Below are 26,903 nucleotides of genomic sequence, written 5' to 3'. Positions count from 1 at the left end.
CATTTTATCATAAATTTAAGTTGACTAAAAACAATGAATTTCATAAGCTCCCTTAGCCGCTTCGTTTTTTCTCGCGATACTGCCCCGGCGTCGTGCCCTCCTGCTTGCGGAAAGAACGGATAAAGTTTTGCGGATTATTATAGCGCAGCTTACTGGCGATATCCTTAATAGGGAGATCGCTGTCAGCAAGCCATGTCTTCGCCATTTTGAAACGATACATGGACAAATATTCACTAAAGGAATAGTTGGTTTCCTTGCGGAAGACACTGCTCAAATAATTGGCATTGTAGTGAAGGCGTGATGCACACTCCTCTAACGTCAAATCGGTATCATAGTGATGCTGCACGAGATCGATAATTTTCTCGGAAATATTATGATACTGCGCCTCTTGCCTATCCTTAAATATTTTAATGAGCGGATAGACAACCTGTACCCAGAACCAATCCTCAATTTCTGCTGCCGTATGCAGCTCGAGCAGTTCCTCCAGCAGTGATCCCTTCATAGGATGGATTTGATTTAAGCTAACCCCTGACTCCTGCATGACTATAAGTAAATTATTTAATAGACGTGCGAGCGGAATCTGATATTCCTGAGGGGACAGTTCCGCTGCGAACACGGCTTGAAGAAAGCTCTTCAGCAGCTCCTTGGCGTTATCCTTCTCGGCGAGTTTAATAGCATCCATAAGCTCATTTTCAATATGCAGGGGATAATTTAGGTTCAGATAGTGCTTGCCTGCATTGATATTCGCATATTGAATAATGATGCCTTCGCCTAATTTCATCCGATGCTTAAGCGCCTCAAGACCTTCGCGATAGGCAATGGAAATGGTAGAAATATTGTTGAATGGCAAACTTATGCCAATGCTGACCTGCACGTTCAAGCTGCTTAGAATTTGCTGCTGCAAATGCTCGGTCAATGAAAAGGCTTCATGATGAAATTCAGCAGGATCGGTCTTCAAGCTTCCGATAATCGTTACAATGGTTTGATCCATAATCACAGGAGCTAAGCGTTGATCGGAAGGAATGAGCTCCTCAAGGATGTTATGAACCGCGAATAGCAAGAGCTCCAGGTCATCCTTGGAATAGCGGCTGTTATCGAGAAAATCGATTTGCAGCGTTATAGCGGCCATCGTCTTCCAGTTCTCTATTTGCGCGCCATAGCCGAATTGAATGAGCTTCTCCGGTATTTTGCTTTGCTTGATGCTCCCTTGAAAAGCTTTCATGAAAAAGAAGGTACGCACCTGTGAAATATGCTGACGAACCTCCTGTTCAAGCTGCGATTTGGACTGGAAAAGATGGGTGACCCGCTCGCCAATTGCTTGAAATTCATTTGTTTTGCGCTTTTGTATGTCCGTTAGCCGCTCGCCCATTTGGTTAAGCAGCAGCTGAATAGGTGAATACATGCGGCGAGAGATGAACCATGCAAGCAGCATAGAGAATATGAGCATGAACAGACAAACGTAAAGCGTGTAGGTGCCGATTTTAGTAGATTCCTTCGTAATGCTCGCAATGGAGGTTACGGAGAGATAAGTCCAGCCATTCAAATCCGAACGGTAATAGGTAATCGAATAGTCCTTCTGATCAATGGGCGCAGTGAACTGACCGGAAGGCTCCGTTAATTGACCGATCGTTAATCCGCTCTCTTGTACAGACTTGCCAATGAGCGACTGATCATGATGCAGCAAAATACGATATTGTTCATCCAATATCATCATATTGGAATAGTGATCCTTATCTGGCTCCAGCAAATCTTGCAGGCTGCATACAGGAATGTTCGCCAGCGCTAATCCGTATTTCTCAAGCCCGGATATAGGCAGTCTTTTCACCAAGCTAATACTATAGCTGCAAGCAGCGCTTCCCGAAGCTTCCTCTGTATAGAACCAGCTTGATGGATTCAGCACCCATGACGAGCTCTCCGGCAATTGGATCAAGCTCGCAAGCTCATCGTGATAAGAATATTCCTTGAAAGAATAGAGGCCTGAATTTTTGATCATCCAGTTATGCCGCTCGTTGATAAGGATGACATCCTCAAGCTTCGTATCGAAGGATTGCATATGCCGGATTTCATTTCGCAGATCATCATAGATCATAAATTCATTTACGGTGAGCGGTTGATTCATCGCTCTTTTCAGCACCGTCGAATTAATGACTTGGTTAAGCGTATGGTTGACAGTCGTCAACTTCTGCTCTACATTTGAGTTAATTTGCATGATCAGTTTCATTTTCCCTGCATTTACATTTTTCTGGATTTCATTGGATGATGTAACGTAAGAAAAAGCGCCAATGAAAATAACAGGGAGCGTGCTGAGCAGAATACCGAAGATCATCATTTTGCTAAGAAAGCTTAAGGACCGCACAGCACCAACACCTTTGCTAGAATGAAATAATCATTAGATCAATTTTAGTAAACGCATACATTTTGATCAATAATCATATGTCTCACAAATAATCATCATCTTAGATTATGGTCAAAAAATGCTTTTAAAACAAGGAGGATTCCCATGAGCAACGGTTGGCTGCACGTATTCTATCGCAAAAGCAGCATTTTCATTTTGCTGGCATTCCTTGTCCTATGTACCTCTTGCGATACGGGAACATCCGCAGCCGAGGGGAAGAAAAATGATCAGAGACCAACGATTTCGATCATGACTCCGCTACATTTTCCGCATCCGCCTAGTAATGAGATAATCGCTCAAATTGAGAAATTAACGAATACAAAGCTGGAAATCAACTGGGTTCCTGACGGTATTTATACCGATAAAATGAATACCTCTCTCTCTACTAATTCATTGAAGAAAGTTACCTTCGTGAAGCATACCGATTACTTTTTTGTGAAAAATGCGATTCGATCAGGCTCATTTTGGGAGATTGGACCGTATTTGGAGCAGTTTCCGAATCTCCGTCATTTGAATGCAGAAATTTTGAGACAAGCCGCTGTAGATGGACGAATTTATGGGCTTTATACGGAACGCCCCTCCTCTAGACAAGGCATTATTTTACGCGAGGATTGGCTTGATAATCTTGGGCTGGAAGCCCCGAGCTCCATAGATGAGCTTTATGAAGTCATTAAACAATTTACATGGCTCGATCCCGATAAGAATGGTCAAAATGATACCGTTGGGCTCGCTGATCGCAATGATCTCGTGTTCGGAGCCTTCAAGACGCTAAGCTCGTACTTCGGCACGCCGAATAATTGGGGCATTGTCGATAAGGCGGTCGTACCGGAATTTGAGACGGCAGCTTATATGGATACGATGAACTTTATGAAGCGGCTGTATGATGAGAAGCTGCTAAACAATGATTTTGCCGTTACTAGCAAGGAAATGCAGCGCGATAAAGTGATTCGAGGCGCTGGCGGCGTCTTTATTGGGAGTATGACAGACGTCCAGCGGCTATCGGATGAAGCGAAACAGATCAATCCGGATGCGCGTTTTACGCTAGTCAATCGCATTCAAGGACCGGAAGGATACCGTGTTTGGTCGATTCCGAATTATAACGGACTGTACTTATTTTCGAAGAAGGCTATTCGCACGGAGGAGGAATTGCTGGAGCAGCTCGCTTTCTTTGATCGCACGATGGATAAGGATGTTGCCAATCTCATGATTTACGGCATTGAAGGTAAGCATTATCAATTAAGCGGCCAGAAAGTGCTGCTGCCAGAAGAGACCTCACAGCTGCGAGTAAGTGAGGTCAATCCATTCTATACGCTAATGATCGCTGACCTTAGCAACCCTAATGTGCTTAAGGTAGCAGAGAAGGAGACGATGTGGGAACTGGCGGATCGTCTCAGTGCGGATAATGATAAGTTTATCGTCAAAGACCCTACCATTGGGCTGGAATCGAAGACCTACGATGAGAAGAGTGTGGAGCTGTACAAAATCATTTCTGATGCGACATATAAATATATTTTAGGTCAAATCGATGCAGAAGAGTTCTATAAGGAAGTTGATCGCTGGAAGCGCAGCGGAGGCAGCATGATGATGAGTGAATACACAGATGCTTATTTTAAAAAGTAGTATGCGGGTTAAATGCCGCAAATAGCCGTGAAGAGCCCCCAATTGGAGCTCTTCACGGCTATTTTTCTGCTCTCAGGCGATAACCTGAGGAGGGAAACGCGCCATGTGTCATTTGCGAAGGCAATAATCATTAACTCAGATCCGGGATAAAACAGCGTCAAGCAGTCCAAATGATTGTTTCGGCACTCTCATCGGGGATGGTAGCTTTGAGATGTACCAACCAAAACGATATATGGAGGTCAACGCTGTATGAAGAAAAAATCGTTTTCGATTCTGATGGGTGTAGTACTGACATTTAGTTTGCTGCTATCTGCCTGTTCAGGGGGCAATAATGGCGGAAATAACAAGACGACGCCAGCACCTAGCAATGACAGCGGAACAAAGACAGAAGAAACGGCAAAGCCGGCAGAGCCAGAGAAACCTACAGAAATTACAATTATGCTGCCTCTTAACATCGCAGAGACACCGCCAGATACAATAAAAAATGAAATTGAGAAGCTGACAAACACGAAGCTTACTTATCAATTCTTCCCAGCTGATACGTACGAGGAGAAGTTGAATGCTTCCTTCGCAACAGGCTCATTACCGCAAATTACTTATTTGAAGAACCAAGCGACCTTCGTACAAATGAAGGAAGCGATTCGTGATGGACAGTTCTGGGAAATCGGTCCCTACCTTAGCGAATTTCCGAACCTAGGGAAGCTGAAGGAAGAAATTCTTAACAATACAAAAGTTGACGGTAAGCTATATTCCGTTTATATCGGCAGACCGCTTGCTCGTCAAGGGATGATCTATCGTAAGGATTGGGCAGATAAGCTGGGCATTAGCGCACCTGCCAATGTAGATGAGCTGTATAACATGATAGAAAAATTTACAACTGGCGATCCAGACGGCAATGGTCAAGCTGACACGGTAGGTTTAGCCGATCGTAACGACTTGATTTACGGTGCATTCAAAACAATTGCAGGCTGGTACGGCACAGCAAATAACTGGGGCGAGAAGGACGGACAGCTCGTACCAGACTTTATGACTCCTGAATACGTTGCTTCCATGGACTTTATGAAGAAGATTCGTGATGCGAAAGCAATGAACGTCGACTTCTTAGCTACGAGTAAAACAGATCAAGTCAATATGTTTACAAGCGGTAAAGCAGGTGTTTACATCGGTTCTATGCAGGATGTTGATTCCCTCGTGAAGGACCTTACTAAAAATATACCGACAGCAGTTGTAGATACGCACAGTATGGTGGCGGGTCCAAACGGACAAACAACATCATGGTCCATTCCCGGTTATAACAACGTAGCATTGCTGCCGAAATCCGCGATCAAAGACGAAGCGGAGCTCAAAAAAGTATTGGCGTTCTTAGATAAATTGATGACACCTGAAGTTGCGAACATGATGTTCTGGGGTATTGAAGGCACACATTATACAGTGGTGGATGGAAAGGCAAAAGCATCAGCGGACAAAGAGCTGACTGAGCGCGAAGTGAAAGGATTTAAGGACAGCGTGATCGGCGAGGCCGAAACAAATGGCATGTATGAATCGCTGAATGAGCTTCCTGCGCGTATTCATGCGGAAGAGCTTATCGTTCAAAATGAGAAGATAGCCATTGCTGACCCTACAGCTGCACTTGATTCAGCTACGTACACGGAAAAGGGTACAGAGCTTCAAGAACTCATCAAAGATGCGACATACAAGTACATTTATGGACAAATTGATAAAGCTGGATTCGACAAAGCGGTTGAAAGCTGGAAATCACGCGGCGGAGCCCAGATCATTGAAGAGTATAATGCAGCCTACAAAAAATAACGGCTAGACCATTACAACTGTTATAGCGATGTCGAAGAGGCTGCAAGGTAGACCGAGCAGCCTCTCAACTTCACCTGGAAAGGAAGAACCAATATGCAGGAAGCCGATATTCAGCTGACCAGAGTTCCTCAGCCTAGAACGAGTGAGCTTAAGAAACGTCTTTGGAAAAACAAATGGCTCTACGTCATGCTGTTGCCAGGTGTTTTGTTCTTTATTATTTTTAAATATATTCCGATGTTTGGGCTTGTGATTGCGTTTCAGGACTACAAGCCATTTAAGGGAATAGGCGGAAGCGAATGGGTAGGCTTCAAACATTTCGAGCGATTATTTTCAGAGCCTGATTTTTTAAATATTTTAACCAATACCTTGTTGTTGTTCGGCATGAACTTACTATTCTTTTTTCCGGTACCCATTATATTGGCACTTATGCTTAACGAAGTTCGATTATCCTTTTTCAAGAAGACCTTTCAGACGCTTGTTTATTTGCCGCATTTTATGTCTTGGGTCATTATCGTATCCATCAGTTTCGTTATGCTGACCTCTGACGGCGGTATTGTGAATGAATTACTTGTTTACTTTGGATTCGAAAAAATCAATTTCCTGCTCAGCCCCGAGTGGTTCAGACCAACGTATATCATTCAGGTCATATGGCGGGAAGCGGGTTGGGGAACGATTATATATTTGGCGGCTATCGCCTCGGTAGATCCTGGTTTGTATGAAGCAGCACGTATGGATGGAGCAGGACGCCTTAGACAAGTATGGCATATTACACTTCCTGCTATCCGCAGTGTCATTATTATTTTGCTGATTCTCAAAATAGGCGATGTGCTAGAGCTTGGCTTCGAGCATGTGTACCTGATGCTAAACTCCATGAACCGAGAAGTAGCGGAAATTATCGATACCTACGTCTACACGGCAGGCTTAAGGCAAGGGAAATTCAGCTATAGCACAGCAATTGGTCTTTTCAAATCACTTATCGGTCTCGTTCTCGTTATCGCTGCTAACAAGCTGGCGAAGAAAATGGGCGAGGAAGGCGTTTATTAAGGTCAAAGCTGCGTTGCCTGCATGCCTTCGAGAAGTTTAACATGCAGGTTTGGGTATGTCGTTTTTTCTTCGAATAACTTTTAGAAGGGCAGGGATCAACATGGTAGAGGATAAAACAGTGAGCGGCCGATTATTCTCGATTGTGAACTTCACACTACTAGCCATTATTGCGCTCATTACAGTGCTTCCATTCCTGCATGTTGTTGCAGGATCGTTCACGACTAGCGCTGAGATGGCGATGAAGAAATTCATCCTGATTCCGAGGATTTGGAGCTTTGAGGCGTATAAATTTATTTTCTCCACCGATACGATTTTTCGGGCGATGGCTGTCTCAACCGGAGTCACTATAGTCGGGACACTCTTCAGTATGTTCACAACAGCTCTGATGGGCTATGGCCTATCGCGAAGAGATTTGGACGGACGCAAAGCGATTATGTTTCTCGTTGTATTCACGATGCTGTTCAGTGGAGGACTCATTCCTTCGTTTCTCGTCGTGCGGGAGATGGGGTTGATTGATAGCTATTTGGCGCTAATTATTCCATCAGCCATCAGTGCCTTTAACCTAATTATTTTAAAAAACTTTTTTCAAAACATTCCGGAAGGTCTTGAGGAATCGGCAAAAATCGATGGTTGCAGCGACTTCGGTATATTGTTCCGCATTGTTTTACCGCTTTCAATGCCGGCGATTGCGACTATTTCATTGTTCTATGCCGTTACTTACTGGAACACCTATTTAAACGCCATTCTTTACTTAAATGACAGCGCAAAGTGGCCGATACAGGTTCTGCTTCGCCAAATTGTCGTCCTGGCAAGCGGACTTGATTACAGCTCTAATCTTGATGGTGCTGTACCGCCGCCGGATCAGACCGTAAAGATGGCTGTTATCGTGGTCGCTACAATACCCATTCTAATCGTATATCCGTTCCTGCAGAAGCATTTCGCAAAAGGTGCCATGCTGGGATCAATTAAAGGGTGATAGCAGGGAGATGCTCGTATGATAGCGAGTAAGGGAGAGCTTCAGGTACTTCTACATGATATGGAAGGACTTTTTAGAGATTTGAGCCCATGGCTAGCAGGGCAATATGACGAGGCGAGCGGAGGCTTTTATTATGCCCGCAGCTCTCGTCTAAGGCAAGGACGCACACCCGATATTGAATCGACGGCTCAAGCGATTAATATGTTGGAGCGGCTTGGATTGCTAGCCGCGATGCCTGCTCAGATCAGAAATAAGTTGATTCATTTCTTTCAATGCAGGCAGGAGCCGTCAGGATATTTTTATGATGCTGATCCTAGCATGCGTGAGGATGAAGTGATGGTAGCCAGGGCGGTAGGCTATAGCGCGAATGCGCTTCGCAAGCTTGGAAGGGAGCCGATATATCCGCTGCCCCACCTGGAAGAAGATTCGCCTTCCTATATGAGCTCGCCTCTTCATTATTTGGACTGGCTGCAGGGAATGGATCTTAGCAACAGTTGGCGTGGATGTGATCGACTCGCTTGCTCGAGCATCTATATTAAGCAGTTGAAGGAGCCGATCCAGAATCACTTTGTTCAGATGGCATTTCGTTTTTTCGAGGACATTCAGGACAAGGATAGCGGTTTGTGGGGTGAAGGATCTCTATATGTACGTATTTCTGGTACGTTCAAGCTGCACACCTTTTACAATCGCTTTGAAACGTTTATGCCAAGGTCTGATCAGATGTATGCCTCGCTCTTGCAAGCATTGCGCAGCGAGAAGGCGAGCGATATGTGCTATATTCGCAACCCCATTCATTTACTATCCTATACGAAGCCTATGATGACCAAGGAGGAGCTGCTGCTGATTGTACAAACAACCCTCTACAATATGAGTATGCTGCTCCGTTCAGACGGAGGCTTCTCACGAGAGCTTGCTCATTCCCCTTCGGCACCTAATGTGGCACAAATTAAGGATGGAGAATTCTATACTGATATGCCAAAGCCTGTCCATTTGAGCGAAGGGAAGGTAGAGGGCGATATGAATGCGGCTTCACAGGCGCTGCTCATTCGTTCGTTATGCTATCAATTAATTGGAGCAGAGGCTCCATCCCTTGGTGCAACGCATTTTAAATCTTTCTATGATGAGATAAATAAAGAAATAGACTAAGAGCAATAAATAAGGAGTTATTTACTGGGAAATAACGGTGCGAATGGAGAGGAGAAATATATTGATGATACAGAATGTGAAGATGACCCCATTGGAGTGGGCAAAAGCAGCTTGCGACTCCTTAATGAGTACTTATTTGCCTGAAGAGCTTCCACCAGCGAACCGCTGGCATTATCATCAAGGCGTATTTCTTTGTGGGATGGAGCTGCTCTGTCAAGCAGAAGTGGATGAGCGTTATGAAGCCTATATTAAACGGTACGTGGATAAGCTCGTAGACGAGAATGGCAACTTCGACTTTGCGCGTGATGAACTGGATGCTATTCAAGTGGGATTGCTATTATTCCGATTAGACGAGAAGTACGGAGAGCGTAAATACCGCATTGCAGCAGATAAGCTTCGCAGCCTGTTCAATACTCTTCACCGGACTTCAGAAGGCGGCTTCTGGCATAAGGACAAATATGCCTATAATATGTGGCTGGATGGATTATATATGGGTGGCGTGTTCGCGTTAAAATATGCGAATGCTTACAATGAGCCTTGCTTGCGCGAAATGGTGCTGCACCAAGAGGGGCTGATGCGGCGCTATATGCGAGATGAGGAAACGGGTTTGCTCTATCATGCATGGGATGAGAGCAAGCAGATGCCTTGGGCTGATCCGGTAACGGGCTGTTCACCAGAGTTTTGGGGGCGCTCGCTCGGTTGGTATGGTCTTGCTGTGGCACAATTTCTAGATGAACTCTCAGAAGGTGAAGCGGGCCGCGCTGAATTGAAGAAGTCGCTCGCTGATTTTGCTGAGGCTCTGGTTCGCTATCAGGATAAGGAAAGCGGACTCTGGTATCAGGTGATAGATAAGGGTCATCTGGGCGATAATTGGCTGGAAACCTCCTGTACCTGCTTGTTCGTATACACATTGGCCAGAGCATATAAATGGGGCATTGTCGGCGAGGAATGCTTAGAGGCAGCGAAGCGCGGGTTTCAGGGATTAGTTGAGGTCGTTCAATTCGATGATCAACATCACTTTATTTTGCCTGACATTTGCATTGGCACCTCTGCGGGCGACTATGAAAACTATGTTACACGTCCAACTTCACAGAATGATTTACACGGCGTTGGCGCTTTCGTCATGGCTTGTGTCGAAATGCAGTCGTTGATTGCGAAAGAATAGCGAAAAAGCTCTACAGCTGCTATAGCTGTAGAGCTTTTTCTAAAGTGTTTACAAGCCGTTCAAGAACAAGGGACTTAGAGCACCTGCTCCAGAAACCGCGATGCGCGTTCGCTTTGCGGCTTGGTGAAGAACTGCTCGGGCTTCGAACGCTCAACGAGCTTTCCGTCATCTAGGAAATAGATGGTATCGGCGGCTTCACGGGCGAATTTCATCTCATGCGTCACGATAAGCATCGTCATACCACTATGGGCAAGACCGCGAATAACGTTCAGTACTTCCTTAACCATCTCGGGATCGAGTGCCGAAGTAGGCTCATCGAACAGCATAATATCGGGCTCCATCGCTAAGCTTCTAGCGATAGCGACTCGCTGCTTCTGTCCGCCGGACAGACGTGACGGATAGCTGTCAGCCTTGTCCGATAAGCCGACGCGTGCCAGCAGCTCTTTGGCTTTGCTACGCGCTTCCTCTTGCGACAAGCCTTTGACTTGAATGGGAGCAAAAGTAATGTTCTCCATGACCGTCATATGAGGAAATAGGTGAAAATGCTGAAATACCATACCAATGCGCTGACGCGTACGGGCGATATCGGTTTTTGGTTTCGTTATGGTAGTGCCATCAATCGTGATGGTCCCTGAAGTTGGTGTCTCCAGTAAATTTATGCAGCGGAGAAAGGTGGATTTGCCTGAGCCGGAAGGTCCGATCAGCGCAACAACCTCTCCTTTTTCTATCGTCGTTGTAATACCTTTCAGCACTTGGTTTTTGCCGAAGGTTTTGGTCAAGTCAGTTACTTCAATCACTGCGACGCAGCCTCCTTTCGAGCATACGAGCAAACGAGGTTAGAATAAGCACGAGAACGTAGTAAATGGCAGCGATGAATAGCAGCACTTCGAACGAACGGAATGTGCTTGATCTTACAACGTCAGCGCGTCGCATTAAATCGGCTACACCGATAACGGATACGAGCGACGATTCTTTTAGCAAAGCAACGCATTCATTCACGAGTGCTGGTAAAATATTGCGCAGCGCCTGCGGCAAAATGATGCGTATCATCATTTTGCGATAAGGGACGCCGAGTGCAATGGAAGCCTCTCGCTGCCCTTTATCGACAGACATGATGCCGCCTCTGATCGTTTCAGATAAATAAGCGGCAGAATTGAGACCAAATGCAAGTCCAGCGGCCATGAGCGCAGGTATGTCATAGTTGAATAGCTGCGGGGTCGCGTAGTAAATAATCATGAGCTGTACCAGCAGCGGCGTGCCGCGGAATACAGATGTATAGGCAGTTGCAAACCATTCCAATGGCTTAACGCCGGATATTTTGAATAGGGATAAAATACTGCCCCACACGAGTCCGAATAAAGCTGAGACAAGCGTGAAGAGGAGCGTGACATAAACACCCTTCAAAATATAAGGAATATAGCCTTTGAGTATGCTGAAGTCCAAATTGAGCAGCTTATCGGACGACTCTTCCTTTTCACTTGCGAACCACTTCTGAGTAATCTCATCGAGCTTGCCGTTTTCAGACATCTCTGTGAGCACGCCGTTAAATTCATCGACAAGAGCAGACTGCTTAGGAAAAGCGATAGCATAGCCATTTTCCGCTGAGTCAGCCGGAAGGAAATTCATAACGAGATCGGGATTGGAAGCTATCATTTCGATAGCCACAGCATCTTCTACAATGGCTGCATCAATACGGTTTGTTTTGAGCTCTTGAATGAGATCAGGAATTTTATTGAGTTTTTTGATAACGGCGCCTGGGATCGTTTCTGCATATAAATCCTGTGTAGAGCCTAGCTGAGAACCGACTCTTTTACCGGAAAGGGATTCCTCCGTATCCAGTGACACTGATTTTTTTGAGACAATGGCATTGCGAGCTGCGTAATAGCTATCAGAGAAAGCAACGCTCTGTTTACGCTCTTCCGTTGCTGACATGCCGGACATAACAAAGTCTACGCGGTTCGTTTGAAGCGCGGCAACAAGACCATTAAAATCCATGCTAGATATTTTCAGTTCATATCCGAGTTCGCTGGTGATATACTTGGCAATATCGATATCTAGACCGATGATTTCACCGCTATTTATCGCATCTACACTTTCGTAGGGCGGATAATCTGGCGAAGTGCCCATCACTAGTGTCTTTTTCTGACCGGTCGGCTGAGTATCAGCAGCGCTTTCCGCGCTTACTGTTAATGAATCAGCTTGTCCAAGCTGAAACGCACCGCCAATGTTCAGAAACAGAACAACCATGACGATGAGCGATACACATAAAAGGGATAACTTTTTTCGATTCATGATGTCCTCTTTCTTCTAAGTTAGTTTTTCCTTATGGTTAAGGAAGTACAATCGACTTAGAAATTATATGATTATGACCATCCTTTGTAAATAACCAACTCGAATGGTTTTGTAACAGATTATCCAATACATGTTTCGTATTTGGGAGGGTTTTACTGTTATACTATCCATAAGTAATAAAATCTATTTTTTCTAGGAAGGGAGGTGAATACATTGTTTGAGCTTGAGCTGCATGACATTATACCGTATTTGTTTTCCATTAGTTTGCTTTGTTCCTTGGCCTATGCCTATGCCTCGCATCTTCATTCAGGCGCATATGATTACTGGGAACGTCAACAGTCTATCCAGATTTTGTTTATCGCATTGCCGCAAATGCTTTTCCATACCGTTCCAATTCATCGCTGGCTAGCTAGAAAAGTGAAACGAAAGGAATCACCGGATGACGACATTGCAGACTGCTTCGCCTCGTTTGTTGCGCTATTTTCAAACAAACGAGGAGGATTTTTATGCAAAAAAGCAATGTATTCCCTTCATTAAAATATGGTCGTCTGTTATTAGCCGGCATGATGCTGGCAGGTTTACTTCTTATAAGCGGGTGCGGTACAGCTAGCGGTACAATTGACGGCGATACGCCGGGCTTTTTTAACCACTATGTCATTTTCCCGCTGTCTTTTGTTCTTCAATACCTTGCAGATATGTTTCACGGTAATTACGGTTTCGCGATTATGGGGATCACGCTCATTATCAGACTAGTTCTGTTGCCGCTTATGATGCGTCAATTCCGTTCACAGCAGCAAATGAAAGTGAAGATGGCTGTTTTGCAGCCGGAATTGCAGAAGATTAAAGAGAAGTACAAAGGAAAAACGGATACGGAAACGAAGCAGAAGATCCAACAGGAAACGATGCAGCTTTACCAGAAGCATCAGGTCAATCCGCTTGCTATCGGCTGCTTGCCGATGCTCATCCAAATGCCTATTTTGATGGGCTTGTATTCCGCTATTAGGCTCACGCCTGAGCTTGCGGATCATTCCTTCCTTTGGTTTAAGCTGGGTTCGCCGGATATTGTGCTTCCTATTCTCGCTGCGATTGTATACTTTGTTCAATTCAAGGTGTCGCAGCAGCCTCAGCCGGGAGCGAATGCTGCACAGCAGAAGCAGCTAGCTTTCATGGGCTATTTATCACCGATTCTAATGGGAGTATTCGCTTTGAATGCGCCTGCAGCTATCTCTCTGTACTGGGTTACAGGCGGTTTATTTATGATTGCGCAGTCTTATCTTGCCAAAAGAATATACATGCCTAAGGTGGAGGTTGGGCCGCTTAAAGGCAGCGTGTAAACGAAGGAGACGATTTGTTCATGTCAGTCGGTGTATTAGCTCATTTATTCGGAAGCCTGCCTTATAAGGAGCTTGCTCCGAAAGTAGCCGCAAGCGGCTTCAGCCATGTACAGCTTGCGCTGTGGAAAGCGATTAGCGATGTTGATTTCAGCAAGCCCGGCAACATAAGTCCGGGTCTTGCTAATGCGATTGGCGAGCAATTCGACAAAAACGGCGTAAAGATTTCCGTGCTTGGGTGTTATGTTCACTTGTTTGACCGTGATGAAGAGCTTCGCCGTGCTAACGTGAATCGATTCAAAGAGCTGCTTCGTTACGCTAAGTTCTTTGGAGCGCCGATGGTAGCTGCGGAAACAGGACGTAATGAGGGCGGAGACTACACCGACCGTGATTGGTCCGTCATGAAAGCAACGCTGGAGGAGCTTGTCGAGGAAGCAGAGAAATGGGGCGTATTTGTCGGCTTAGAGGCGGCGAACGACCATTTAATCGGCACAGCTCCCGAGCTTGCTCGCATGCTGGAGGAGGTTCCTTCTTCTAATATTGGTGTTGTGCTTGATCCCGGCAACCTGCTGACGACTGAGAACTTCGCAAGACAAGATGAAGTAATCGAGGAAGCTTTCCATTTGCTAGGCGGGCGCATAATCGCTGCCCATGCGAAGGATCGCATTTTGCCAGATAGCGGTGAGCTGATTACGGTACCAGCTGGTTTCGGCAAAATGAATTACGAGCTGTATATGAAGCTTCTTAATCAGTACAAGCCTCATGTGCAGATTATTATGGAGGAAGCGAAGGAACATCAGATGAGAGAGGCTAAGGCTTATATCGACGGAATTCGCGGACGAGTATAAATAGTTGAAGTGAAAACAGTAGACCAGTGGGGGAACCGCAGGACTGCTGTTTTTTTGTTTTGTTCATAAGTAGATCCTTAGATCCTTAGCTCCTTAGCTCCTTAGCTCCTTAGCTCCTTAGATCCCAAGATTAAATCCTATTCAATAGTAACTTAATGTCGAAATACGGGAGACATCAAGCTCGTAATCATAGCATGTAACGAATTGATGAGCGTTTGGTGAACATGATGACAAAGATGATTTAGATTCTGACTGAAGCATGCGTACCAGAGTATCAGAGTAAAGAAGACTGATTCTGTCTGAAGCGCGCGGTATCAGAGTAAAGAAGACTGATTCTGTCTGAAGCGCGCGGTATCAGAGTAAAGAGGACTGATTCTGCCTGAAGCGTAGCGTATCAGAGTAAAGAAGACTGATTCTGTCTGAAGCGCGCGGTATCAGAGTAAATAGGACTGATTCTGCCTGGAGCATGGCGTATTAGAGTAAATAGAACACTTAAGCGGACCACAGATCCGCTATTTTGGCAAAAGCACTTGTGTTAGAGGACTAGCGGACATAGGAGTCGTTATATCTATCCAAATAGGCTTATTTACTCCAATTTACAACCAATAAAGGCTCCTATGTCCGTAAAAATACATTATTGTGTGTATTTGTACGAATAGAGGACGTCATGTCCGCTAAACCCACACCTCAAAGGAGATAAACACCTCAGTGGATCTAAACAGAAGAAGCATCAACAATCGTTCCGGCTTTTCTGCATAGAGGTGGAAAAAAAGACCTAAAGCCATTGATAGTCTCAATGGTTTTAAGTCATTTTTTTTGTTCATCTCAAATGCTTCTCTTACAGAACATTCAAATGCGGAATGACAAGTCCGCCGTAAGCGAACGCGATTAAGATGACGATAGCAGGGTGGATTTTGCGGAATTGCATCGCCCAGAAGGCAACTGCTGCAATAATAAGGGATTGAATGATGCCGATTGACTCGATAGAGCTTTGCGCCATTTGCCAAGTTAGCAGGAGCATCATCACGGCAATGACAGGCTGAACGAGCATCGTTAGCCCTTTTACGACAGGAGATTGACGATGCTTCTGAAGCACTTTAAGCAGAAGAATTAGCGCGACAGCTGAAGGGACAATCGTTGCAGCCAAAGCGACGATGGAACCGAATATGCCACCGACATCATAACCGACAAATGCTGCGATCTTTGTCGCAATTGGACCGGGAAGCGCGTTGCCTAATGCTAAAATGTTTGAAAACTCCACGGGTGTTGTCCACTCATGGTTTGTTACGATTTCTCGGTACATAAGCGGGATGGAAGCAGGGCCGCCGCCATATCCAAGCACATTCGCGATAAAGAAGCCAATAATTAAATTAATCCAATCCACGCGTTACACCCTCCTTTTCACCCGCTTTTTGCAGCTGTTTTCTTTCTTTTCTCCGTTTAAGGGCAGCAACTGTCCTTAAGTGAAATGCACCGTATCCAAGAAATAATAGAATGACGATGGCAGGGTGAATATGTACACCTTGCAAGAGCGCGAATGCTAGAGCGAAAAATCCAAATCCAACGTATTTCCCTAATCCCTTCACAGCGCGCTCACCGAACTCATACGCCATCATGCCAAGCATGACGGCGATTACAGGCGTGACTGCGCCGATCATTCCTTGAATGAAGGCTGCGCTGCTCAGAAATTGTACGGTTGTTAGCAGTAAAATCATTGCTAGTCCCGAAGGTACAATATGTGCAAGAACGGCTATGATTGCACCCAGCGTTCCCTTCTCCCGATAGCCGAGATAAGCCGCAATCTTCGTTGCAATAGGACCTGGCAAAGCGTTAGCAAGAGCAAGAATCTCACCGAACTCTTCATCTTCTATCCATTTGTAATTCGTAACAGCTTCATAGCGAATAAGCGGAATAACGGAGGGGCCGCCACCGTATCCGAGTATTCCAGTCTTCATCATCGCCCAAGTAAGCTGCATATAAGGGTTATTCAAGCCGTTGCTTCTCATATGCTATAACCTCATTCCCATACGGCTCTTATACCGATTTATCAGCACCTGGCAGTCGACACTCATGATGCCGGGCAGCTTGTATAGCTTTTCTCTCATAAAATGCTCCATCTCCTGATTGTTGCGGAACAATCCGTGCATATGAAGCTTGCTGGGGCCTGTCATGTGGTAGAGGCTTGTGACGAACGGCTCCGTTGATAGCTGGTCAGCGACTTCATGCAGGTGCTTTGGTTCAACCTCAACATTGAAAAAAGCGGAAACGTGAATACCAATTTTATCGGGATTAATAACAGCGGTGAAGCGTTCAATTACGCCTCCATCCATGAGTGTATTTATTCGGGCTTGGACGGCAACGCGGGATAAACCGATCTCCTTCGCAAGATCCGTGTAAGAAATTCTTCCATTGATATTCAGTTCAGCGATGATTTTACGATCGATATCGTCTATTTCAATAGAGACGGTCTCTTCATTCGGTTTGGACTGCATGTAAGTACCCACTCCTTTTCAAGATTCTATTTATTCACTTTGTCATCTAATATCCAATTTGAATTACCATACGTATTAATATATACACAATAGCAATCGTTTTCAATACAAAGTGTTTAAAATGCTTACTTTTTAGTTGCCTACCAACCCGCTAGATGTTATTTTATTTTTATATACTTATGTTAGGTTATCTGTCATCATAAAAATAACATCTGAACTTTTCTTTTTTTATACATGTGGGGGGTGGTAGCTGTGAATCAGTCCGTCGTTGGTACAAAAGCAATGGTCGTAAGTCCGCATTATTTAGCTACAGCGGCAGGTGCTCGAATATTAGAGCAAGGAGGCAATGCATTTGATGCAGCGGTTGCTGTCAGTGCATGCTTAGCGGTTGTTTATCCGCATATGACTAGTCTCGGAGGCGACTCCTTTTGGCTTAGTTATCATCATTCAGAGGGTAAGATTCGCGGCTACAATGCAAGCGGCAGGTCGGGGTATAAGGCGAACATAGCTGCATTTGATGGTTTGGGAGCCATACCGACACGAGGAATTGGGAGTATTGTGACTGTACCTGGGATGGTTGATGGATGGGATGCTGTTCATCGGGAGTACGGGCGTTTGAGCTGGGCACAGGTTCTTGCTGGGGCCATTCAATATGCCGAAGATGGTTTTGCAATGTCGAATGATCAGTACAATAATACGGTTCATAATGAAGCGGTGCTGGCAAGGACGCTTGAAACGGCAGATATTTATTTACCAGGGGGTCAGCCAGCAGCAGTGGGCAAGCGATTTAAGCAGCTTGCTCTTGCTAAGACGTTAAAGCGATTAGCGGAATTTGGACGTGATGAGTTTTATAAGGGAGAAACAGCAAAGGAAATAACAGATTTCCTCGATTTAAACGGCGGTTTGCTCACCGCGGATGACTTTGCGGATCATCATGGTGATTGGGTGAATCCGATTGAAGGCTCCTACAGAGGTTATTCACTCTTTCAAATGCCCCCAAACTCACAGGGCTTCTCCGGTATTATGGCTCTTCATATTTTAGAGCAATTTAATTTGAAAGGCATCGAGCACGGCTCTCATGATTACTATCAGCTATGTATAGAGGCGCTTAAGCTTAGCTTTCGTGATCGGAACAAATATTTGTCCGATCCTGCTTATACCAACATTCCAATGGAACAGCTGCTGGACAAAAACTATGCAGCGAAACTAGCTGCTGGTATAGAACTTAATCAAGCCTCTTCTGAGAAGTCAGAGGTGCTTGGCAGTGATACTGCTTATGCGGCTGTTATGGATGAGGAGGGGAATTCTGTCTCCTTCATTCAAAGCCTCTATTTTGAATTCGGATCTGGCGTTGTTGCAGGCAATACGGGGGTTTTGCTGCAGAACCGTGGTTCTTACTTCTCTCTTGATCCCAATCATGTAAATAGCTTAAAGCCTGCAAAACGTACCTTTCATACGCTCATGCCAGCAATGGCATGCCGCGATGGAAAGCCTGCTGTCTTGTACGGCACACAAGGAGGAGAGGGTCAGCCGCAGACTCAGACTGCTATATTCACCCGAATGATTGACTATGGCATGAACCCTCAGCAAGCGATTAATGAGCCGAGATGGGTATGGGGACGAACTTGGGGTCAGCCGACGCAAGAACTGAAAATAGAAGGACGTGTGTCTGCTCATGTTCTGGAATCACTAGCAAACGCGGGGCATTTCGTACGAAAAGTTAAAAATTTTGACGGTATTATGGGTCATGCCCATGCGATTATGCGCGACGAACAGGGCTTCTTGCAGGGTGGATCAGACCCGCGATGCGATGGATCAGCAATTGGTTGGTAGTGATCAATGACTGTTAAATAGAGGTGGAGAGAAATGAAGCGGAGCTGGAATGCTTATATAAATGAACAGCTGGTTGTAGAGCCGACAGCTGCTGGCAGATTGAGCGGCAAAACATTTGCGGTCAAGGATGTATATGCCATTGAAGGCTATACGTCAGGGGCGGGAAATCCAGATTGGCTGCGATCGCACGGTCCGTCAGACGCTCATGCTGCGGTCATTCAACGCTTGCTAGGCAGTGGAGCTCGGTTGGAAGGAACGACCATTACGGATGAAATCATGTATAGCATAAACGGAGAAAATGCTCATTACGGCACGCCGATTAATCCCAAAGCAGAGGGACGCATACCCGGAGGATCATCCAGCGGTTCTGCGGTTGCTGTGTCAGCGGGACTAGTTGACTTTGCTCTTGGCACCGATACTGGCGGATCGGTTCGAGTACCTTCAGCATATTGCGGTATTTATGGTATAAGGCCCACACATGGCGCAGTTGATGCGTGCGGACTGATCCCTCTGGCGCCAAGTTTTGATACGGTAGGGTGGATGGCAAATGATGCACAAACGCTGCTTGAAGTAGGGTATGTGCTTCTTGCGGAGCAGCCCAAGCATAATGCTCCTTTCTCTCGAATGATAGTTGCAACAGACCTATGGGGACTTCCTGATGAGCCTTCTAAGGAGGCACTTTCTCACTTTCTTCCGATGCTACGCAAGTTAGCTGCTCAACAGGAGGAGCTCGTGCTTGCACCGGAAGGGCTGCGGGGGTGGATGGATGCTTTTCGAAGCATACAAGGAATTGAAATTTGGGAAGAGCATGGTGAGTGGATCAAGAGGGAAAATCCTTCATTTGGACCAGGTATTGCAGAAAGATTCCTATGGGCGAGCGGTCTGAAACGTGAGGATAACGAGGAAGCCTTCGCCAAGCGTGAGGGCATACGTGAAAAAATGAATAGGCTGCTCAGCGATGATGCCGTGCTTATTATTCCTACTGTACCGGCTATCGCTTCTTTATTAGAGCGATCAGGAGCGGAAGTAGAGCAGAGACGCATGCTGACAATGGAAATGAGCTGTGTGGCGGGACTCTCCGGGCTGCCTCAAATTACGGTACCCGTTATGGGCGAGGGAGGCTGTCCCATCGGATTATCCTTTATTGGAGGGCGTTATCAAGACATAAGGCTGCTGGAGTGGGTAGCTCAAATAGTAGACAAAGAGATGTTGGAATGGAGCAGGAAGGGGAGCGAGCAGCAATGAGGTTATCTACCGTTAAAATAAAAGGGCAGGAGCTTGCAGCCATTACAAGCGTTAATGGTCTTGTGCTTATTGACACACTAAATGAAGCCGAGGGCATGAGCTGGAGTACAGAAATGTTTGAACTGATCCGGCTTGGCGAATTGGAGAAATTGACTGAGTGGTACAATGATGGGGGAAAAGAGGAAGTAGAGCGATTGGCGTTTATTCCCTATCACGAAGCTGATTATGGACCACTATATCGTCACCCTCGCAAAATATGGGGGATCGGCCATAATTATGTGAATGATGCGGCTGAGCTTGAGACGATTGATCCAAGAGAAGAGCCTGTCAGCTTCATGAAGCCAGATACAACGCTCATCGGTCCCCTTGACGCCATTCGCATTCCGCCAGCAATGGGGCGAATCACTGCGGAAGGCGAGCTGGGCATTATTATAGGGAAAATGTGCAAAAACATTTCAGAAGAGGAAGCCTATGATGCCATCGTCGGCTATACGACAACGATTGATGTAACGGCCGCAGATATACATTTTAGAAATCAGCGATACTTAACGAGAGCGAAGAGCTTTGATACCTTTTGCAGCTTTGGACCGCAATTGATTACGAAGGATGAGTATCCTGATCCTTTGGAAATTTGGGTGGAGACGGCTCTTAATGGTGAAACGGCTCATCGCAACAAAGTATTTAATATGAAATTTCGCCCATGGTTCTCCATCGCGTTTCATTCACAGGTGATGACATTGCTCCCAGGCGATATGATTATGACGGGCACCCCTGGACCAGTCGTGATTCGTGATGGTGATATTGTAGAATGCCGGATAGACGGATTTGAGCCGCTGCTCAATCCTGTACGTGACGCCCAATAAAAAGCAGGTTGCTTGCCTCTCTAAAAACTGCTATAAATAAGTAAGTAAATGAAAAGTTGTTTGGAGGAGAGACGATGATCAACGTATTTCCCGCTGCTGAGCGTCACTCGGCGGATCTCGGTTGGCTGCGAAGTCATCCAAGCTTCTCATTCGGTGAATATTATGACCCGAATCGAACAGGCTTTGGCGTGATGCGCGTTTGCAATGATGATTATTTGGCTCCGGGCAGAGGTTTTGGTGCTCATCCGCATAGCGACATGGAGATTGTATCTATTGTACTGAATGGTCGAATTAGGCATGAAGATAATATGGGTAATGCTGTTGAGTCTTCATTTGGCGAGGTGCAGCGCATGTCTGCCGGCAGCGGTGTCATTCATACGGAATTTAATGCATCGGCAGAAGATGAGCTTAGACTGCTGCAGTTGTGGTTCATGCCTAAGGAGCGCGGCGTCGCGCCATCCTATGAGGCGAGCCGATTTGATAAGGAGAAGCTTATGAACTCCTTAATGCCAGTCGTATCTCATCAAACCTCGGAGGGCGTTGCATGGATCGGTCAAGATATGACGATCTATTTAAGCAAGCTTGAGTCTGGTAAAAGTTTGCCTTACGTGATTGAGGCTAAGGCGGATAGAAAGCTATTTCTGTTTGTCATTGAAGGTGAGCTGGATGTGCTTGGAGAAACATTATCTTCAGGGGACACCGCACATATAGAGCTAGTAGAAGAGATTCTGCTTACTGCCGCAGAACCAGTCTTTTTCATGCTTATTGATATGCCTTAAGCTTTCTTTCCAAGGAGGAATTCATGATATGAAACAAACATTTCTAGTTAAGCACGCTGTGGGCGGGCGCATGTTCATTGATTCCACAAAGGAGGATGTGTCCTATACGCTTTTTCCGCATGGTGACGGCTGGAAGTTTACAGTCGATTTGCCTTGGAGCGGGATGATTGAGGAGCTGCTGAAGCATAAAGAAGAGCTGAACGTATTTGTTTTCACGCATTTTGACGATGAGCCGACACTAAAAACGTGGTATTACGTAAAGGATGGTCCTGTAGAATACGATCAGGAGCAAGGCGTTCTTACCATTTATGCGGCTTCGAGCATCCCTTATTATCCCCATCTATACGCCACATAGTTGGAGCAAAAAACCGTCTTACTCCCTCATCACTTTGGTTGAATAGGAGCAAGACGGTTTTTTCTATGCGGTATCAGAATGGGTATTCATTTCATGTGTAGCCATTATTTTTTGGTGCTATGTTGTTTGTTTGGCAATCTTTCATTCGGGTTGCCGTTGCCATGACGTCTTTTATTTAACTCCGCTTTATGCTGCGTATCATTTATTTTATCGACAAACTCCTTTGTGCTAAGCATATCTGTTTCAACTCCTTTCTCTAAGCTGCAGTATTTGTCTTCTTCATTAGAATATCCGAAAAATAAAAATATCAGGCGTTTGAAACACCATTATGTAAAATTTGATCTATTTTGATGCGGACATGCATAGACTTGTTATAGAGACTGACACAATATGTAGATGAGGAAGGGGGTTGTAGTTTAGGTAAATGAGGTCAAACTGCCGTGATGGATGCTAACGATCCAACAATCCCGTAGTCAATCTGCCCGATTAGCGCTAAACTAAATAAAAAAACGACCAGATGGGCAGAGCGAGGGACATACATAATGTTTAGAGTAATCGCACGAGCACAGCTAAAAGAGGGATACGAAGTACAAGGCATAGCGGCAGCTAAGGGCGAAAATACCGTGATGCTGCTCGTTGAGCAGGGTAAGCTTATGACAGCTGGCTGTTTTAAGTGGGAAAGTCAGTTATTTCTATATTATGAGTGTATGCATGAGCAGATTGAACCGGAAGAGCTGGTACCTGATTTGTCGGTCTTTCTAGAAGATTGGCCGGGACAGTTAAAGCCTCGAAAGTGGATTCCGATGATCGATGTATTTCATTTCAATGAGCCTGTGAGCTGTGAGCATTGGCAAAGGAAAGAGCCCGTTGAGCGCCGAGTTGGCAGAGTAGCACATTTAAAGCCGGAGAAAGCAGCTAGTTATATTTATTATCATTACCAGCTGCAGGAAGAGCAGGCATTCCTCGGACCGAAATATGAAATCATCGCGATGCACGAAAATCTGCTTTTTGGCTATCAAGAATTTCCGGCAGTTATCGAAAAACCGGCAGCCTCAGGCAAGCTGAATACAGCGGGAACCCCGGTCAATTGGGAGGATTCTCGAATGGATTTGCATTTTCAGCCATGGGAGGACGGGCACCTCTTTTTCAAACCAATTGACACTTTATTCGCTTACTATGAGGATATACAAAAAAAGGATGAAAAAAGTTGTTAAAAATGTTCAGAAATTTGCCTTTCATGGACGAAATGTGGTAAGATAGAACTAATAGCAAGTTTGAAACAGATCATCACATAACACTGCTGTTCATAAATGATAACTGCCCCTTACCTATAAGTTCGAGGCAGTTTTTCCTTTTTTAGTGCGAAGGGGGCTAACTAACCATGTACAATCGTAAAAAACCGTTAGAAGAAATTCCGGAAGAAAACACGAAGGTATGGACCTGCGAGACAGAAGGGTGCAACAGTTGGATGCGTGATAATTTTGCGTTTGAGCACGTTCCTACTTGTTTAATTTGTCATGCACCAATGGTTGTTGGCGAGAAAATGCTGCCAGCGCTTAATAATTCCAATGGCGACATGAAAACGTTAAAAAAGGGTACACCGATCGTATAGCATATATACGCGATGCTCTCTGCAAAACAAAACCGAGTTTGATGCGAATGGCTAACGCTGTTCTCATCGTTCTCGGTTTTTTTTGCATTTATTTGTTTTTCATTTGTCGGGATTGCTGGCTGGCGTTACAATACAGCTGAGGTTTATTTTCTGCAAATCTTATGCTGGCTGGTCACTCTTTGAAATAAGGCTTGTAATTATGTTTATGGGAGGGTTTACACGATGCTTCGATTATTTCATACGCATAAAGTACGTAAGGTTATGTCATTAGAGGGAGAGTGGGCATTTCAGCCGGTTGGTGAAAATGCTGATTCTTTGGAAAAGAGCGCTGAGCAATACAGGATGCCGGTACCGGGGTGCTGGGAGATGCATCCGAGGTTTGCTACTTACCAGGGCAAGGGCGCCTATCGCAAAACGATAGAAATCGAAGAACAAACGTCAATCCGGTTATGTTTCCAAGGTGTCAGTCATACAGCAAACGTATATTTAGATGAGCAGCATGTCGCGTATCATTATAATGCCTATACACCCTTTAGTGCTGTTGTGAAGGATGTTCCGGCTGGCAAGCATGAGCTGGTGGTTGAAGTCGATAACAGCTTCAGCGAAAGCTCTGCTCTTCATGTGCCTAATGATTATTATACGTATGGCGGTATTATTAGACCTGTATCCATTGAGAAAATATCTGATCTCTACATAGAAAGAATAGCGTTTACCCCAACACGAGCAGCAAACGGCGTTTGGGAAGCAGACATTAACGTTTATGTGCAAAATATGAGTACGGAAACGAAGTCAGTCTCCATAAAAGGACGGCTGGCGAATGAAGAATTTACGATGTCTGATGCATCTATTGCTCCCGGCATTTTGAAAGCGATTACGTTCCGTAAAGTGTTTGCAGACGCAAAGCCTTGGTCACAGTCAGACCCGCACCTGTATTTGCTGGATGTTGAATTGTACGAGAAGGATAGTGGGGAGCCTCTTGATGATCTAACGGAGCGCGTAGGCTTTCGGACGGTAACGACCTGGAATAACCGCATTCAAGTAAACGGTGAGGATGTGTTGCTCAAAGGCTTCAATCGGCATGAAGATCATCCCATCGTTGGAGCTGCTCTTCCTTATCAGCTCATGGTGCATGATTTGGACTTAATGATTGAAGCGGGTGCGAATTCCGTTCGGACAAGCCATTATCCTAATGATGAGCGTTTCTTAGATTTATGCGATGAGCGTGGTATTTTCGTATGGGAGGAAAACCATGCCAGAGGGCTTAGCCTTGAACAGATGCAAAATCCGAACTTCGAGCGGCAGTGCGAGGATTGCAATCGCGAAATGGTCGAGAACCATTTTAATCATCCCAGTATCATCATTTGGGCGATTCTGAATGAATGTGCCAGCGACACACCCGAAGGACGGGTTATGTACAAGAAGCAGCTGGAGCAAATACGTGGTCTAGACGGCTCACGACCTTTAACCTTTGCCAGTCATCACCGCGAGAAGGAGCTTTGCTTCGATCTTGCCGATATTGTCTCCTTCAACCTGTATCCGCTGTGGTATGGCGATGAAGATCCTGGTGAGCTGAGTGATGCAGCGCGAAAATGGGCCGATGAGCTTGGCGGCATAGGCAAACCCATGATTATGAGCGAATTTGGCGGTGATGGTCATTATGGCCTGCGAGATCCTAGCCGTGTGAAGGGTACGGAAGAGAGGCAAGCCGATATTATTGAGCGGAATTTGGATGCCTATACGAATCGACCATTTATATCGGGCATGTTCATTTGGCAGTTTTGCGATTGCCGGGTGACAGAAGGAACGGGCTGGCTGCTTGCACGCGCGGGTACGCAGAATAGCAAAGGGATCGTAGATCGCTACCGAAGACCGAAGCTGGCTTATGATACGGTAAAGCGATATTTTCGTGAGAAGGATGGGAAACCGCAGTGGAATGAAAGCGGCATAAATAGGGGCGTCTCTCAATAAAAATAAAGAGGGCGGAATGCGTGAGCAACGCCTATCTGTCTGTTTCCTATCCTTGATGGCGGCAGGCTGAAGACGAGGCGGTGAACGCATGGTCAAGAGATGGGTGCACAGAGGGTTAGCGACTGTTTTTTTGCTGCTGGTAATCGCATTTATAGGCATAGAGACCATCCCGTCAAAATGGCTTGAGGGGCTATGGACTGAAGGGCAAATTAATCTTATCGAATCATCGCTGTTGTGGTGCATAATCGGCTTTGGCATCGGGCTTGTTGTGTTGATTATAGGGGGTCATGCCCCTTATTGGAGAAGCAAGCGTGTGCGAGGCGGGGATGCAGCGTTGATTAAGGTTGCAACGGGTTATGCACAGCATATCGGCGAGCGTGAGGAGCAGCAGGATGCTTTTGGTTTTTCCTCAACAGGGCATACAGATGACGCCAAACAGATGGGTGTTCTAGCTGTACTAGCTGATGGGATGGGCGGTCTTGCAATGGGCAGGGAAGCAGGTCAGCTGGCTGTGCAGACCATGCTGGAACAGTTCAGCCTATTTTCGGTGAAGGACACCGTACCCCGCGCGCTGGCATCTGCACTGCATGGCGCGAATAAAGCCGTATATGATATGGCGCTGCATCATGAGCTGGAATGGAGTGTAGGTACGACGCTTATTGCCGTTGTCATTGAGGAAGGTCAGCTTCACTGGATATCGGCGGGAGACAGCCGAATTTATTTGTATCGAGGCGGCATCCTTGTTCCCTTAACGCGGGATCATATCTATTTAAATCGTCTGTTTGAGCTTGTGCAAGAGGGCAAGCTCACGCAAGAGGAAGCAGAGTCCCATCCCGATCGTTTTTTATTGACGAGCTACCTTGGTATACCCCAAATATCGGAGATTGATGCCAATGGAGAGCCGCTGCATCTAGAACCGGGAGACTGGGTTTTATTATGCAGTGATGGACTTTATGACGAATTAACAGAGCAGCTGCTGGAGGAGGCGGCGCAATATTCCCCGCAAAGTGCGGCGGCCTTTATTTTGCAGCATGTGCTCAACCAGCAGCGGCCCTATCAGGATAATGCGACGATAACGATTTTAGTCTGCTCTTAGCAAGAGAGAAGGATTGATCTCAGAGGAAACCGAA

General features: G+C 45.7%; 25 protein-coding genes. 18 read left to right on the top strand and 7 right to left on the bottom strand.

Annotated elements, in window-relative coordinates:
• Positions 1–52: 52 nt before the first annotated feature.
• The gene (locus tag AC0YOD_RS15600; protein ID WP_475800246.1) at positions 53–2,356 is read right to left on the bottom strand and encodes a helix-turn-helix domain-containing protein; all 2,304 of its coding nucleotides are present in this window, start codon (positions 2,354–2,356) and stop codon (positions 53–55) included.
• A 144-nt stretch (positions 2,357–2,500) separates the two neighbouring features.
• Between AC0YOD_RS15600 and AC0YOD_RS15595 the strand changes: the two genes are divergently transcribed.
• From AC0YOD_RS15595 to AC0YOD_RS15570, 6 genes are all read left to right on the top strand, one after another.
• Positions 2,501–4,015: an extracellular solute-binding protein gene (locus tag AC0YOD_RS15595; protein WP_475800245.1), complete on the top strand. Its 1,515-nt coding sequence runs from the start codon at positions 2,501–2,503 to the stop codon at positions 4,013–4,015.
• Between the two features lie 249 nt (positions 4,016–4,264).
• Positions 4,265–5,824: an extracellular solute-binding protein gene (locus AC0YOD_RS15590; RefSeq protein WP_475800244.1), complete on the top strand. Its 1,560-nt coding sequence runs from the start codon at positions 4,265–4,267 to the stop codon at positions 5,822–5,824.
• Positions 5,825–5,917: 93 nt separating this feature from the next.
• On the top strand, positions 5,918–6,868 hold the full coding sequence (locus tag AC0YOD_RS15585) for an ABC transporter permease (protein ID WP_475800243.1): 951 nt from the start codon (positions 5,918–5,920) through the stop codon (positions 6,866–6,868).
• Between the two features lie 100 nt (positions 6,869–6,968).
• Positions 6,969–7,844: a carbohydrate ABC transporter permease gene (locus tag AC0YOD_RS15580; RefSeq protein WP_475800242.1), complete on the top strand. Its 876-nt coding sequence runs from the start codon at positions 6,969–6,971 to the stop codon at positions 7,842–7,844.
• A gap of 18 nt (positions 7,845–7,862) precedes the next feature.
• Positions 7,863–8,990 (top strand): hypothetical protein, encoded by a 1,128-nt coding sequence (locus AC0YOD_RS15575; RefSeq protein ID WP_475800241.1) that lies wholly within the window; start codon positions 7,863–7,865, stop codon positions 8,988–8,990.
• A 64-nt stretch (positions 8,991–9,054) separates the two neighbouring features.
• Positions 9,055–10,155, top strand: coding sequence for a glycoside hydrolase family 88/105 protein (locus AC0YOD_RS15570; protein WP_475800240.1), 1,101 nt, complete (start codon positions 9,055–9,057; stop codon positions 10,153–10,155).
• 74 nt (positions 10,156–10,229) lie between these two features.
• On the opposite strand, the gene AC0YOD_RS15565 is transcribed toward AC0YOD_RS15570, so the two are convergent.
• Both AC0YOD_RS15565 and AC0YOD_RS15560 read right to left on the bottom strand, forming a co-directional pair.
• Entirely contained in the window at positions 10,230–10,952 is a 723-nt protein-coding gene (locus AC0YOD_RS15565) for an amino acid ABC transporter ATP-binding protein (protein WP_475800239.1), read from the bottom strand.
• Positions 10,945–12,447, bottom strand: a complete 1,503-nt coding sequence (locus tag AC0YOD_RS15560; protein ID WP_475800238.1) for an ABC transporter permease subunit — start codon at positions 12,445–12,447, stop codon at positions 10,945–10,947. Before AC0YOD_RS15560 ends, AC0YOD_RS15565 begins: the two co-directional genes overlap by 8 nt.
• 213 nt (positions 12,448–12,660) lie before the next feature.
• On the opposite strand from AC0YOD_RS15560, the gene AC0YOD_RS15555 reads away from it, so the two are divergent.
• The 3 genes from AC0YOD_RS15555 to AC0YOD_RS15545 are packed head-to-tail and all read left to right on the top strand — an operon-like array spanning position 12,661 to position 14,626.
• Entirely contained in the window at positions 12,661–12,984 is a 324-nt protein-coding gene (locus tag AC0YOD_RS15555; protein WP_475800237.1) for a hypothetical protein, read from the top strand.
• Positions 12,954–13,781, top strand: a complete 828-nt coding sequence (gene yidC, locus AC0YOD_RS15550; protein WP_475800236.1) for a membrane protein insertase YidC — start codon at positions 12,954–12,956, stop codon at positions 13,779–13,781. The genes AC0YOD_RS15555 and yidC overlap by 31 nt, the downstream gene beginning before the upstream one ends.
• A gap of 20 nt (positions 13,782–13,801) precedes the next feature.
• Positions 13,802–14,626 carry a sugar phosphate isomerase/epimerase family protein gene (locus AC0YOD_RS15545; RefSeq protein WP_475800235.1) on the top strand — a complete coding sequence of 275 codons (825 nt, stop codon included), beginning with the start codon at positions 13,802–13,804 and terminating at the stop codon, positions 14,624–14,626.
• A gap of 838 nt (positions 14,627–15,464) precedes the next feature.
• On the opposite strand, the gene AC0YOD_RS15540 is transcribed toward AC0YOD_RS15545, so the two are convergent.
• Genes AC0YOD_RS15540 through AC0YOD_RS15530 form a run of 3 tightly spaced genes read right to left on the bottom strand, consistent with a single transcriptional unit; the run spans position 15,465 to position 17,118 of the window.
• Positions 15,465–16,010 (bottom strand): chromate transporter, encoded by a 546-nt coding sequence (locus tag AC0YOD_RS15540; RefSeq protein WP_475800234.1) that lies wholly within the window; start codon positions 16,008–16,010, stop codon positions 15,465–15,467.
• Positions 15,997–16,632 carry a chromate transporter gene (locus tag AC0YOD_RS15535; RefSeq protein ID WP_475800233.1) on the bottom strand — a complete coding sequence of 212 codons (636 nt, stop codon included), beginning with the start codon at positions 16,630–16,632 and terminating at the stop codon, positions 15,997–15,999. The genes AC0YOD_RS15540 and AC0YOD_RS15535 overlap by 14 nt, the downstream gene beginning before the upstream one ends.
• Positions 16,633–16,635: 3 nt before the next feature.
• A complete protein-coding gene (locus tag AC0YOD_RS15530; RefSeq protein ID WP_475800232.1) occupies positions 16,636–17,118 on the bottom strand; it encodes an Lrp/AsnC family transcriptional regulator in 483 nt (160 codons plus the stop codon).
• A 234-nt stretch (positions 17,119–17,352) separates the two neighbouring features.
• On the opposite strand from AC0YOD_RS15530, the gene ggt reads away from it, so the two are divergent.
• The 5 genes from ggt to AC0YOD_RS15505 all read left to right on the top strand — a co-directional run bounded on the left by ggt (position 17,353) and on the right by AC0YOD_RS15505 (position 22,193).
• Positions 17,353–18,951, top strand: coding sequence for a gamma-glutamyltransferase (gene ggt / locus AC0YOD_RS15525; RefSeq protein ID WP_475800231.1), 1,599 nt, complete (start codon positions 17,353–17,355; stop codon positions 18,949–18,951).
• A gap of 33 nt (positions 18,952–18,984) precedes the next feature.
• Positions 18,985–20,196 carry an amidase gene (locus AC0YOD_RS15520; RefSeq protein ID WP_475800230.1) on the top strand — a complete coding sequence of 404 codons (1,212 nt, stop codon included), beginning with the start codon at positions 18,985–18,987 and terminating at the stop codon, positions 20,194–20,196.
• Positions 20,166–21,059 carry a fumarylacetoacetate hydrolase family protein gene (locus AC0YOD_RS15515; RefSeq protein ID WP_475800229.1) on the top strand — a complete coding sequence of 298 codons (894 nt, stop codon included), beginning with the start codon at positions 20,166–20,168 and terminating at the stop codon, positions 21,057–21,059. The genes AC0YOD_RS15520 and AC0YOD_RS15515 overlap by 31 nt, the downstream gene beginning before the upstream one ends.
• A 74-nt stretch (positions 21,060–21,133) precedes the next feature.
• Positions 21,134–21,838, top strand: a complete 705-nt coding sequence (locus tag AC0YOD_RS15510) for a pirin family protein (RefSeq protein ID WP_475800228.1) — start codon at positions 21,134–21,136, stop codon at positions 21,836–21,838.
• Between the two features lie 28 nt (positions 21,839–21,866).
• Positions 21,867–22,193, top strand: a complete 327-nt coding sequence (locus tag AC0YOD_RS15505; RefSeq protein ID WP_475800227.1) for a hypothetical protein — start codon at positions 21,867–21,869, stop codon at positions 22,191–22,193.
• A 104-nt stretch (positions 22,194–22,297) separates the two neighbouring features.
• On the opposite strand, the gene AC0YOD_RS15500 is transcribed toward AC0YOD_RS15505, so the two are convergent.
• Positions 22,298–22,429, bottom strand: a complete 132-nt coding sequence (locus tag AC0YOD_RS15500) for a DUF4023 domain-containing protein (RefSeq protein WP_475800226.1) — start codon at positions 22,427–22,429, stop codon at positions 22,298–22,300.
• A gap of 306 nt (positions 22,430–22,735) precedes the next feature.
• On the opposite strand from AC0YOD_RS15500, the gene AC0YOD_RS15495 reads away from it, so the two are divergent.
• The 4 genes from AC0YOD_RS15495 to AC0YOD_RS15480 all read left to right on the top strand — a co-directional run bounded on the left by AC0YOD_RS15495 (position 22,736) and on the right by AC0YOD_RS15480 (position 26,869).
• Entirely contained in the window at positions 22,736–23,407 is a 672-nt protein-coding gene (locus AC0YOD_RS15495) for a hypothetical protein (RefSeq protein WP_475800225.1), read from the top strand.
• Positions 23,408–23,574: 167 nt separating this feature from the next.
• A complete protein-coding gene (locus AC0YOD_RS15490) occupies positions 23,575–23,805 on the top strand; it encodes a cold-shock protein (RefSeq protein WP_475800224.1) in 231 nt (76 codons plus the stop codon).
• 222 nt (positions 23,806–24,027) lie between these two features.
• Positions 24,028–25,773 carry a glycoside hydrolase family 2 protein gene (locus AC0YOD_RS15485; protein WP_475800223.1) on the top strand — a complete coding sequence of 582 codons (1,746 nt, stop codon included), beginning with the start codon at positions 24,028–24,030 and terminating at the stop codon, positions 25,771–25,773.
• 88 nt (positions 25,774–25,861) lie between these two features.
• Positions 25,862–26,869: a PP2C family protein-serine/threonine phosphatase gene (locus AC0YOD_RS15480; protein ID WP_475800222.1), complete on the top strand. Its 1,008-nt coding sequence runs from the start codon at positions 25,862–25,864 to the stop codon at positions 26,867–26,869.
• The last annotated feature ends 34 nt before the right edge of the window (positions 26,870–26,903 follow it).

It is taken from the genome of Paenibacillus sp. J31P13 (assembly GCF_056269295.1).
The sequence above is the reverse complement of the archived record's forward strand: the minus strand, read 5'-3'. Positions and strand labels throughout refer to the sequence as shown.

What these genes read in the sequence shown, in the direction of transcription:
- AC0YOD_RS15595 (WP_475800245.1), top strand. Translation starts at nt 2,501, where the DNA reads ATGAGCAACGGTTGGCTGCACGTATTCTATCGCAAAAGCAGCATTTTC.
- AC0YOD_RS15590 (WP_475800244.1), top strand. Translation starts at nt 4,265, where the DNA reads ATGAAGAAAAAATCGTTTTCGATTCTGATGGGTGTAGTACTGACATTT.
- AC0YOD_RS15585 (WP_475800243.1), top strand. Translation starts at nt 5,918, where the DNA reads ATGCAGGAAGCCGATATTCAGCTGACCAGAGTTCCTCAGCCTAGAACG.
- AC0YOD_RS15580 (WP_475800242.1), top strand. Translation starts at nt 6,969, where the DNA reads ATGGTAGAGGATAAAACAGTGAGCGGCCGATTATTCTCGATTGTGAAC.
- AC0YOD_RS15575 (WP_475800241.1), top strand. Translation starts at nt 7,863, where the DNA reads ATGATAGCGAGTAAGGGAGAGCTTCAGGTACTTCTACATGATATGGAA.
- AC0YOD_RS15570 (WP_475800240.1), top strand. Translation starts at nt 9,055, where the DNA reads ATGATACAGAATGTGAAGATGACCCCATTGGAGTGGGCAAAAGCAGCT.
- AC0YOD_RS15560 (WP_475800238.1), bottom strand. Translation starts at nt 12,447, where the DNA reads ATGAATCGAAAAAAGTTATCCCTTTTATGTGTATCGCTCATCGTCATG.
- yidC (WP_475800236.1), top strand. Translation starts at nt 12,954, where the DNA reads ATGCAAAAAAGCAATGTATTCCCTTCATTAAAATATGGTCGTCTGTTA.
- AC0YOD_RS15545 (WP_475800235.1), top strand. Translation starts at nt 13,802, where the DNA reads ATGTCAGTCGGTGTATTAGCTCATTTATTCGGAAGCCTGCCTTATAAG.
- AC0YOD_RS15535 (WP_475800233.1), bottom strand. Translation starts at nt 16,632, where the DNA reads ATGAGAAGCAACGGCTTGAATAACCCTTATATGCAGCTTACTTGGGCG.
- AC0YOD_RS15530 (WP_475800232.1), bottom strand. Translation starts at nt 17,118, where the DNA reads ATGCAGTCCAAACCGAATGAAGAGACCGTCTCTATTGAAATAGACGAT.
- ggt (WP_475800231.1), top strand. Translation starts at nt 17,353, where the DNA reads ATGTGGGGGGTGGTAGCTGTGAATCAGTCCGTCGTTGGTACAAAAGCA.
- AC0YOD_RS15520 (WP_475800230.1), top strand. Translation starts at nt 18,985, where the DNA reads ATGAAGCGGAGCTGGAATGCTTATATAAATGAACAGCTGGTTGTAGAG.
- AC0YOD_RS15515 (WP_475800229.1), top strand. Translation starts at nt 20,166, where the DNA reads ATGGAGCAGGAAGGGGAGCGAGCAGCAATGAGGTTATCTACCGTTAAA.
- AC0YOD_RS15510 (WP_475800228.1), top strand. Translation starts at nt 21,134, where the DNA reads ATGATCAACGTATTTCCCGCTGCTGAGCGTCACTCGGCGGATCTCGGT.
- AC0YOD_RS15505 (WP_475800227.1), top strand. Translation starts at nt 21,867, where the DNA reads ATGAAACAAACATTTCTAGTTAAGCACGCTGTGGGCGGGCGCATGTTC.
- AC0YOD_RS15500 (WP_475800226.1), bottom strand. Translation starts at nt 22,429, where the DNA reads ATGCTTAGCACAAAGGAGTTTGTCGATAAAATAAATGATACGCAGCAT.
- AC0YOD_RS15495 (WP_475800225.1), top strand. Translation starts at nt 22,736, where the DNA reads ATGTTTAGAGTAATCGCACGAGCACAGCTAAAAGAGGGATACGAAGTA.
- AC0YOD_RS15490 (WP_475800224.1), top strand. Translation starts at nt 23,575, where the DNA reads ATGTACAATCGTAAAAAACCGTTAGAAGAAATTCCGGAAGAAAACACG.
- AC0YOD_RS15485 (WP_475800223.1), top strand. Translation starts at nt 24,028, where the DNA reads ATGCTTCGATTATTTCATACGCATAAAGTACGTAAGGTTATGTCATTA.
- AC0YOD_RS15480 (WP_475800222.1), top strand. Translation starts at nt 25,862, where the DNA reads ATGGTCAAGAGATGGGTGCACAGAGGGTTAGCGACTGTTTTTTTGCTG.